The organism is Pseudomonas sp. SMN11, assembly GCF_052041945.1.
Taxonomy (GTDB): domain Bacteria; phylum Pseudomonadota; class Gammaproteobacteria; order Pseudomonadales; family Pseudomonadaceae; genus Aquipseudomonas.
On the sequence record NZ_JBKGGW010000011.1, the window covers coordinates 132,015 to 140,613 of the forward strand.

At 63.1% G+C, this 8,599-nt stretch carries 7 protein-coding genes; 5 read left to right on the top strand and 2 right to left on the bottom strand.

Annotated features, from left to right (window positions below; genetic code table 11):
- Nucleotides 1-260: 260 nt before the first annotated feature.
- From ACLEJU_RS12760 to ACLEJU_RS12770, 3 genes are all read left to right on the top strand, one after another.
- The gene (locus tag ACLEJU_RS12760) at nucleotides 261-2,945 is read left to right on the top strand and encodes a putative bifunctional diguanylate cyclase/phosphodiesterase (RefSeq protein WP_435425650.1); all 2,685 of its coding nucleotides are present in this window, start codon (nucleotides 261-263) and stop codon (nucleotides 2,943-2,945) included.
- 166 nt (nucleotides 2,946-3,111) lie between these two features.
- Complete coding sequence (gene msrA, locus ACLEJU_RS12765) at nucleotides 3,112-3,780, top strand: peptide-methionine (S)-S-oxide reductase MsrA (RefSeq protein WP_159408594.1); 669 nt, start codon at nucleotides 3,112-3,114, stop codon at nucleotides 3,778-3,780.
- 3 nt (nucleotides 3,781-3,783) lie between these two features.
- Nucleotides 3,784-4,407, top strand: coding sequence for a glutathione S-transferase (locus ACLEJU_RS12770; RefSeq protein ID WP_435425649.1), 624 nt, complete (start codon nucleotides 3,784-3,786; stop codon nucleotides 4,405-4,407).
- A 160-nt stretch (nucleotides 4,408-4,567) separates the two neighbouring features.
- Here the strand turns inward: ACLEJU_RS12770 and rloA2 are convergent, their stop codons facing one another.
- Nucleotides 4,568-5,068 (bottom strand): retropepsin-like aspartic peptidase RloA2, encoded by a 501-nt coding sequence (gene rloA2, locus ACLEJU_RS12775; protein ID WP_435425654.1) that lies wholly within the window; start codon nucleotides 5,066-5,068, stop codon nucleotides 4,568-4,570.
- Nucleotides 5,069-5,250: 182 nt separating this feature from the next.
- Here rloA2 and ACLEJU_RS12780 point away from each other — a divergent pair, with 182 nt between their 5' ends.
- Nucleotides 5,251-6,138: an acyltransferase gene (locus ACLEJU_RS12780; protein ID WP_435425653.1), complete on the top strand. Its 888-nt coding sequence runs from the start codon at nucleotides 5,251-5,253 to the stop codon at nucleotides 6,136-6,138.
- Between the two features lie 241 nt (nucleotides 6,139-6,379).
- Nucleotides 6,380-7,729 carry an APC family permease gene (locus tag ACLEJU_RS12785; RefSeq protein WP_435425652.1) on the top strand — a complete coding sequence of 450 codons (1,350 nt, stop codon included), beginning with the start codon at nucleotides 6,380-6,382 and terminating at the stop codon, nucleotides 7,727-7,729.
- Between the two features lie 198 nt (nucleotides 7,730-7,927).
- Here ACLEJU_RS12785 and ACLEJU_RS12790 read toward each other — a convergent pair whose 3' ends face one another.
- Nucleotides 7,928-8,503, bottom strand: a complete 576-nt coding sequence (locus ACLEJU_RS12790; RefSeq protein ID WP_435425651.1) for a DUF2780 domain-containing protein — start codon at nucleotides 8,501-8,503, stop codon at nucleotides 7,928-7,930.
- Nucleotides 8,504-8,599: the final 96 nt, after the last annotated feature.

Here is an 8,599-nt window from a genome sequence, read left to right on the forward strand (position 1 = left end):
TTTGCCCTCCTTTCGCGACACAAGGCCGCTCCTACAGGAGACCGCGATCCCTTGTAGGAGCGGCCTTGCCGGGGCGCCGGACCGGTCGGAAAGGGCCGCAAAGCGGCCCCAAAATCTCAAGGCAAACTAAGGATTTCAGCCCGGCGGCCGAAAACATATACATGACAGCCCTCATGGCCGCTTGCCAGCCTCAGGGACATGATGCAACCTTGCCAGATATGCCGCCGCCCAGGCTGCGTTCCCCTTCAAGCGAGTCTTCGATGAAAAGCCAACCCGATGCCGCCAGCCGTGTGGCGGCCGAGGTCGTCACGCAGCTCCCCGTGCCCTCGCGGCTCGGCATGCTGCGTTTCGAAAGGCTGAACGAAGCCAACTGGGCGATGCTCTACCTGGACCCGGCCTGCGACCGCCAGTTCGGCCTGCCCGCGTCCGAGCTGTGCGCACTCATCGATTCGCCCTATGCCAGCCTGATGGAGCCCGAGGCACGCTATCGGCTGCACGATGAGATCCAGCTGCAACTGAGCAACCGTGGCTACTACCGCGTGCGCTATACCCTGCATACCCAGGCCCGCGCGCTGCGTCTGCTGGAAGCTGGCGAAGCGTTCAAGCAGCACAATCGCCAGCTGCTGCGCGGCTTCCTGACGGTGCTCGATGACGAAGACGAAAGCGACCTCGACACCAACGACCTGGAATCGCGCAACAACCGCCTGCAACTGGCCCTGCAGATCAACCAGCGCGCCCAGCAGGAACAGCTTGAGCACCTGGAGCGCGTGCGGGCCCAGCAAGATCTCATCCTGCGCCTTGCCCGCCAGCGTTACAGCGCGGAAAACTCGCTGCTCGAAGCCGCCCAGTTGATCACCCGCAGCGCCTGCGAAATCTACAAGGTCGACAGCGCCAGCATCTGGCACCTGGACGACCAGCGCCTGGAGCCGATCAGTGCCTGGCTGCGCAACGATCAGGTGCACCGCCTGCCCGAACCGATCGATGCCAGCCGCTTCCCCGACTACCTGGAAGCCCTGCACGCCAGCCGCGCCATCGACGCCCACAACGCCAACCACGACCCACGTACCCGTGAGCTGGCCCAGAGCCTGTATGCCGACAACAACGCCATGCTCGACGCCAGCATTCGCGTCGATGGCCAGGTGGTCGGCGTGTTGTGCCTGGAGCAGACCGGCCAGCCGCGCGCCTGGCAGTCCGATGAAATCGCCTTTGCCGGTGAGCTGGCCGACCAGTTCGCCCAGGTCATCACCAACCACAACCGGCGCACCGCCGCCAGCGCCCTGCACCTGTTCCAGCGGGCCGTGGAACAGAGCGCCAGTGCCTTCCTGCTGGTGAACCGCGACGGCGTGGTGGAGTACGTCAACCCAAGCTTCACGGCCATCACCCAGTACAGCACCGAGGAAGTCCAGGGCCACCACCTGGCCGAGTTGCCAGCCCTGGAAAACCTCAGCGAGCTGCTGTTCGACTCGCCGTCGAGCCTGGCCATGGGCAACAGCTGGCAGGGTGAATTCAAGAGCCGGCGCAAGAACCTCGAACCCTACTGGGGCCAGCTGTCGATCTCCAAGGTTTACGGCGACAACCGTGAGCTGACCCACTACATCGGCATCTACGAGGACGTCACCCAGACCAAGCTGGCCCAGCAGCGCATCGAGCGCCTGGCCTACACCGACAACCTGACCAACCTGGGCAACCGCCCGGCGTTCATCCGCAAGCTCGACGAGCGCTTCGCCCGTGACAGCGAGAACCCGATCTGCCTGCTGCTGGTGGACATCGACAACTTCAAGCGGATCAACGACAGCCTCGGCCACCAGACCGGCGACAAGCTGCTGATCAGCCTGGCCCGGCGCCTGCGCAACAGCCTGAGCGTCAACGGTGTGCTCGCCCGCTTTGCCAGCAACGAGTTCGCCGTGCTGCTCGACGACACCAGCCTCGAAGACGGCCAGGGCGTTGCCCTGCAGTTGCTGCGCACCCTCGACAAGCCGATGTTCGTCGACAACCAACTGATCAACGTCACCGCCTCGGTAGGGCTGGCCTGCGCGCCGCTGCACGGCAGCGACCCGACCACCCTGATGAAAAACGCCGGCCTTGCCCTGCACAAGGCCAAGGCCAACGGCAAGCACCAGGTGCAGGTGTTCACCGAAGTGCTCAACGCCGAGGCCAGCTACAAGCTGTTCGTCGAGAACAACCTGCGCCGCGCCCTGACCCAGAACGAGCTGGAGGTGTTCTACCAGCCCAAGCTGTGCCTGCGCAGCGGTCGCCTGCTGGGCCTTGAGGCCTTGCTGCGCTGGAACCACCCCGAGCGCGGCATGATCCGCCCGGACCAGTTCATCAGCGTGGCCGAGGAAACCGGCCTGATCATCCCCATCGGCAAGTGGGTGGTGCGCCAGTCGTGCCGCATGAGCCAGCAACTGCAGGAAGCCGGCATGGGCTGCTTGCACGTGGCCATCAACCTGTCCCCCAAGCAGTTCTCCGACCCCGACCTGGTGGCCTCGATCGCCTCCATCCTCAAGGAAGAAGGCCTGCCTGCGCACCTGCTGGAGCTGGAGCTGACCGAAGGCCTGCTGCTGGAAGCCTCGGAAGACACCCACCGCCAGCTCGACGAGCTCAAGGCCCTGGGCCTGACCCTGGCCATGGACGACTTCGGCACCGGCTATTCGTCGTTGAGCTACCTGAAGAAGTTTCCGATCGACATCATCAAGATCGACCGTAGCTTCATCAACGAGATCCCCGACAACCAGGACGACATGGAGATCACCTCGGCGGTGGTGGCCATGGCCCACAACCTCAAGCTCAAGGTGGTGGCCGAGGGCATCGAGACGCCGGAGCAACTGGCGTTCCTGCGCCGGCACCGCTGCGACGTCGGCCAGGGTTACCTGTTCGACCGGCCGATCCCGGGTCGCGAGCTTGCAGAAAAACTCAAGCGCTATCCACGCGGTCCAATGGCCTGACAGTAGCGTTATCCTCGGGCACTATAGAGTCCATTCGGGCCTCTTCGCGGATAAACCCGCTCCCACAGGTACCCCACTGCATTCGAACCCTGTACTGCCCCTGTGGGAGTGGGTTTTGCCCGCGAAGGCCCCAACACCTATCCAACTGACATACAGAGGAACAGCCATGGTCCTGCGTTCGGAAATCCTGGTGAACAAAAACGTCATGCCAACCGCCGAGCAGGCGCTGCCTGGCCGCGAAGCGCCAATGTCCCTGCCCGAATTCCACTACGTGTTCGAAGGCACGCCACTGCTCGGCCCGTTCTTCGAAGGCGCCATCGACTTCGCCATTTTCGGCCTGGGCTGCTTCTGGGGCGCCGAGCGCCGCTTCTGGCAGCGTGAAGGCGTGGTCAGCACCGTGGTCGGTTACGCCGGCGGCTTCACCCCGAACCCGACCTACGAAGAAGTCTGCTCGGGCCTGACCGGCCACACCGAAGTGGTGCTGGTGGTGTTCGACAAGGACAAGGTCAGCTACCGCGAACTGCTGGCGATGTTCTGGGAACTGCACAACCCGACCCAGGGCATGCGCCAGGGCAACGACGTTGGCACCCAGTACCGTTCGGCCATCTACTGCACCAGCCCTGAGCAGCTGGAGCAGGCCAAGGCCAGCCGCGACGCGTTCCAGGCCGAACTGAGCAAGGCCGGCTTCGGCGAGATCACCACCGAAATCGACCAGGCGCCGACCGTATACTTCGCCGAGGCCTACCACCAGCAGTACCTGGCCAAGAACCCGGACGGCTATTGCGGCATCGGCGGTACCGGCGTGTGCCTGCCACCGAGCCTGCAAGGCAACTGAACCATGAGCACGATGACCCTGTTCCACTCGCCACTGTCGCCCTTCGTGCGCAAGGTCATGGTGGTGCTGCACGAGACCGGCCAGCTTGGCCGTGTCGCGCTACAGCCGGTGAACATCAGCCCGGTGAGCGGTGACGTGCAGCTCAACCAGGGCAACCCGATCGGCAAGATCCCGGCCCTGCGCCTGGAAGACGGTACCGTGCTGCACGACAGCCGGGTGATCTGCGAGTACCTCGACCTGCAGCATGTCGGCCTGCCGCTGCTGCCGCGCGAGGGCTCGGCGCGCTGGCGGCGCATGACCTTGGCTTCGCAGGCGGATGCGATCATGGATGCGGCGGTGTCGAGCCGTTACGAGAGCTTCCTGCGGCCTGAAGAGAAACGCTGGGACGGTTGGCTCGAAGCACAGGGCGAGAAGATTCGCCGTAGCCTGGCGAACCTTGAGCAGGAGCACCTGGCTGAATTGGCTAGCGGTTTCGATCTCGCTGCGATCGGCGTGGCTTGTGCACTAGGGTACTTGGACCTGCGTCAGCCTGAGTTTGGCTGGCGTGAGCGCCAGCCTGGCTTGGCGGCGTGGTATGCCGAGGTGACCAAGCGGCCATCGATGCTGGCGACAGCACCAACAGTCTGAAGGCCTGCTTCGCCTTTGTGGGAGCGGCCTTGTGTCGCGAAAGGGCCGCGAAGCGGCCCCGGCGATTTCTGCTGCGAAGCTGAAAAGCTGGGGGCCGCTTCGCGCCCCTTTCGCGACATAAAGCCGCTCCCACAAAAGCTGGGCCAGTCTGGTTTCAATATCAGCAATCAGGATTACCCGCAGTAAACTTCTTGGCCGGGTTCACCGCCGCCTTGAACTGGCGCAGCGCCTTGGAACCTATCAGCAACGGGTAGTTGAAGTGGCTGCGGTCCACCAGGTTCACCTCCATGGTGCGCTGCACGCCACCCAGGCACATCTCCAGATCGATCACCGGCCGCTTGGAGACTTCCGGCGCATCACCCTCGTCCTCTTCCTCGGCACGCCCCTTGATCTTGCTGATGCGCGAGACCTGGTGCTCATACACCTTGCCGTCGGCGTCCTTGGTCGCCAGGCGGAAACGCACCCACTCCTCGCCATCGCGGGTAAACAGCTCGATGTCCTTGGCCGACAGCGACGCGGTCCAGGCACCGGTGTCCATCTTGGCCTTCAGGGTCTGGCCAAGTTCGGGCAACTTGATGTTCTCGTAACGGCCATACAGCGTGGGTTCGGCGGCCATCACCGGCAACGCCAGCAGCGATAACAGGGCAAGCAGAGATTTCACAGGCAGGCTTCCTTGAGAAGGGTCAGTGCTTAGACTGCACTGGCAGGATAGGTTCGCTGTCACAAGCCTAACCAACATGTTGTGAAACATTTGTCCCCACCGTCGGGCATTGGACATTTGGCGTAGACCCCAGCGCTGCTTATCATTGCGCCCTGCTAATTTCCCACAACAAGAGTTTCCTTATGCGTCGCCTGTTTACCGGCATTCTTACGACCACCCTGCTGTTGATCAACACCGTGGTGATGATCTGCCCGCTGATGGTCTTCGCCCTGCTCAAGCTGGTGCTGCAGGGGCGCTGGCGCGACTACGCCTCCGCTGCCGTGATGTGGTTCGCTGAAGCCTGGTCAGAGGTCGACAAGGCCATCTTCGCCCTGTGCATCCCCACGAAATGGGACATCCGTGGCGTCGAGAACCTGCGCAAGGACACGTCCTACCTGGCCGTCAGCAACCACCAGACCTGGGTCGACATCCCGGCGCTGATCGAAAGCCTCAACCGCCGCACGCCGTTCTTCAAGTTCTTCCTCAAGAAGGAGCTGATCTGGGTACCGCTGCTGGGCCTGGCCTGGTGGGGGCTCGACTACCCGTTCATGAAGCGCTACAGCAAGGCGTTCCTGGAAAAGCACCCGGATCTCAAGGGCAAGGACCTGGAGATCACCAAGGCCGCCTGCGAGTTGTTCAAGCGCCAGCCGGTGACCGTGGTGAACTACCTCGAAGGCACCCGCTTCACCGAGGCCAAACACCGCGAACAGCAATCGCCCTACCGTTACCTGCTCAAGCCCAAGGCCGGCGGCGTGGCGTTCGTGCTGGCGGCGCTGGGCGAGCAGCTGGATGCACTGCTGGACGTGACCATCGTCTATCCCGGCAATAAGGCGCCGGGCTTCTGGGATCTGCTTAATGGCAGCATCAGCCGGGTGATTATCGACATTCAGGTGCGTGAGCTGGACCCGGCATTGTGGGATGGGGATTACGAAAATGACCCGGCCTTCCGCCAGACCGTGCAGGCCTGGGTCAACCAGCTGTGGGCGGACAAGGACCAGCGGATTGAGCAATTGCGCGCTGACATGAACTGAGTTTATTGCCTGTACTGGCCTCTTCGCGGGCACGCCCGCTCCCACAGGGATTGCGCAGATCTTAAGCTTTGCGCAGTCTCTGTGGGAGCGGGCGTGCCCGCGAAGAGGCCGGTACAGCCCACCCATAGCCCCGATTAAAACCCAAGCTAATAATTAGAATAAGTAATACTTTTTTGTCATCACCCACCCAAGTGGATAAAAATCGACCAAAGCACAACTACAAAAATGCCTGGATCGATCGATGGCCAACCCACCCAGCTCCAACTCCGCCCAACTGCGCCGTGTCCTCGGCCTCCCCGCCCTGGTGTTCTTCGGCCTGGTGTACATGGTCCCGCTGACCATCTTCACCACCTACGGCATCGTCACCGAACTCACCGGCGGCCGTACCGCCAGCGCCTACATGGTCACCCTGGTGGCCATGCTGTTCACCGCCGCGTCCTACAGCTTCATGGTCAAGCGCTTCCCGGTCGCGGGCTCGGCGTACTCCTACACCAACATGGCATTCGGCCCCAACGTCGGCTTCCTCGCCGGCTGGTCGCTGCTGCTGGATTACCTGTTCCTGCCGATGATCAATTACCTGCTGATCGGCCTGTTCCTCAACATCGCCTTCCCGGCCATCCCGGCGTGGTCCATCGCCCTGGCCTCGATCGTGCTGGTAACGGTGCTGAACGTGGTCGGAATCCACTCGGTGGCGAAGACCAGCAACCTGATCGTCGGTGCGCAGATCGTCTTCATCGCGGTGTTCGTCGCGCTGTCGTGCCAGTCGCTGGCCGGCCAGCCGCTGGACCTGCTGTCGCCGCTGATGGGCGATGGCTCCAAGCCCGGTTTTGGCGCGATCATGGCTGGCGCGGCAGTGCTGTGCCTGTCGTTCCTCGGCTTCGACGCCGTCTCGACCCTGGCCGAAGAATGCCGTGATGCGCGCCGTGACGTTCCACGGGCGATCATCCTCACCACCCTGTTTGCCGGTGTGCTGTTCACCGTGCTGGCCTACGTCAGCCAACTGGTGATGCCGGGCACCACCTTCGCCAATGCCGATGCGGCGGCCAACGAGGTGATGTTCAAGGCGGGCGGTCAGTTCCTGGCCAACTTCTTCACCGCCGCGTATGTCGCTGGCAGCCTGGGTTCGGCGCTGGCCTCGCAGGCGGCGGTGTCGCGCATCCTGTTCACCATGGGGCGGGACAACGTGCTGCCACGGCGCAGCTTCGGTTACCTGTCGCCACGCTTCGGCACGCCGGTGTTTGCCATTGCGCTGGTGTCGGCGTTTTCGCTGCTGGCGTTGGTGATCGACCTGGCTACCCTTGCCTCGCTGATCAGCTTTGGTGCGTTGGTAGCGTTCTCGGCGGTGAACCTGGCGGTGGTGAAGACTCACCTGATGGACGATGGAGCTCAGCGTAACCTCAAAGGGTTGCTGTGCTATGGCCTGGTGCCGCTGGTGGGGTTGGCGCTGACCTTGTGGCTGTGGACCAGCCTGTCGGCGCTGACCTTGGTGATCGGCCTATGCTGGTTTGCCTTCGGCCTGGCCTACCTGGCGATACTGACTGCCGGCTTCCGCCGCCCGGTGCGCCTGGTAGACTTCACAGAAGCTGCCTGACCCAGTTTCCCCGGGCTTGCGCGATCCCTTGTAGGAGCGGCCTTGTGTCGCGAAAGGGCCGCGCAGCGGCCCCGGCAATTTTCGACGCGAAGCTGAAATCATGGGTCCGCTACGCGCCCCTTTCGCGACACAAGGCCGCTCCTACAGAACAGAGCCCGCCTTCAACGGCGGTGATGCCTGCACCGCCCCTTTAAACCCTCAGACTGAAGGTTGGGCCAACGGCGCCGGCGTCGTCCACAAACTCCCCAGATTCTGCAACAACGACCCAGCAATCCCCTGCTGCCCCAGGTACTGCAGAATCAACGGCGCAAACTGCCCGATCATCCCGGTATCCATCCCCAGCGCCTTGAACGCATTGTCCAGGTCGCCGCGGTTCTCCACATCGTTGCCCAGCGCCTTGTCCAGGGCCGACTGGCTGCCCTTGTCGTTGCCCAGCAACTCACCCAACCCACTCAACCCGCCCAGGGCATTGGCGCCTGACAACAAGTCCAGGCCCGGCACCGCTTTGGTCAGCTGGCCATAGTCGTCGCTGCTCAGGTTATTGCGCGCCAACCCCAGCATGGCCCCTGCCCCGCCCACGGCCTGTTCGGGGGTGATGTTCAGCTGGCTGCCCAGAGTGTTGAGCAGGTTGGCCTGCCCTTCGGGCGCCTGTAGCTGGCCTTGTTGGTTCTGGTTCTGCATGGAAGAGACGGCGTTGGCGGCGTCGCTGAGGTTGAAGGCGAACACCGGGCTTGCGGCCAGGGTCATTAGGGTTGCCAGGGTGAATGCTTTCATCGGGAGGGACCTCGTTGGCCGGGATGGCCTGGGAAACGAGCAGTTTGACTGGGGATTTTGGGGTTTGTTCCAGATAGACCGAAGGGGCCGCTTCGG

Coding starts and splice junctions, on each gene's coding strand:
- ACLEJU_RS12760 (WP_435425650.1), top strand. CDS start 261: ATGAAAAGCCAACCCGATGCCGCCAGCCGTGTGGCGGCCGAGGTCGTC.
- msrA (WP_159408594.1), top strand. CDS start 3,112: ATGGTCCTGCGTTCGGAAATCCTGGTGAACAAAAACGTCATGCCAACC.
- ACLEJU_RS12770 (WP_435425649.1), top strand. CDS start 3,784: ATGAGCACGATGACCCTGTTCCACTCGCCACTGTCGCCCTTCGTGCGC.
- ACLEJU_RS12780 (WP_435425653.1), top strand. CDS start 5,251: ATGCGTCGCCTGTTTACCGGCATTCTTACGACCACCCTGCTGTTGATC.
- ACLEJU_RS12785 (WP_435425652.1), top strand. CDS start 6,380: ATGGCCAACCCACCCAGCTCCAACTCCGCCCAACTGCGCCGTGTCCTC.
- ACLEJU_RS12790 (WP_435425651.1), bottom strand. CDS start 8,503: ATGAAAGCATTCACCCTGGCAACCCTAATGACCCTGGCCGCAAGCCCG.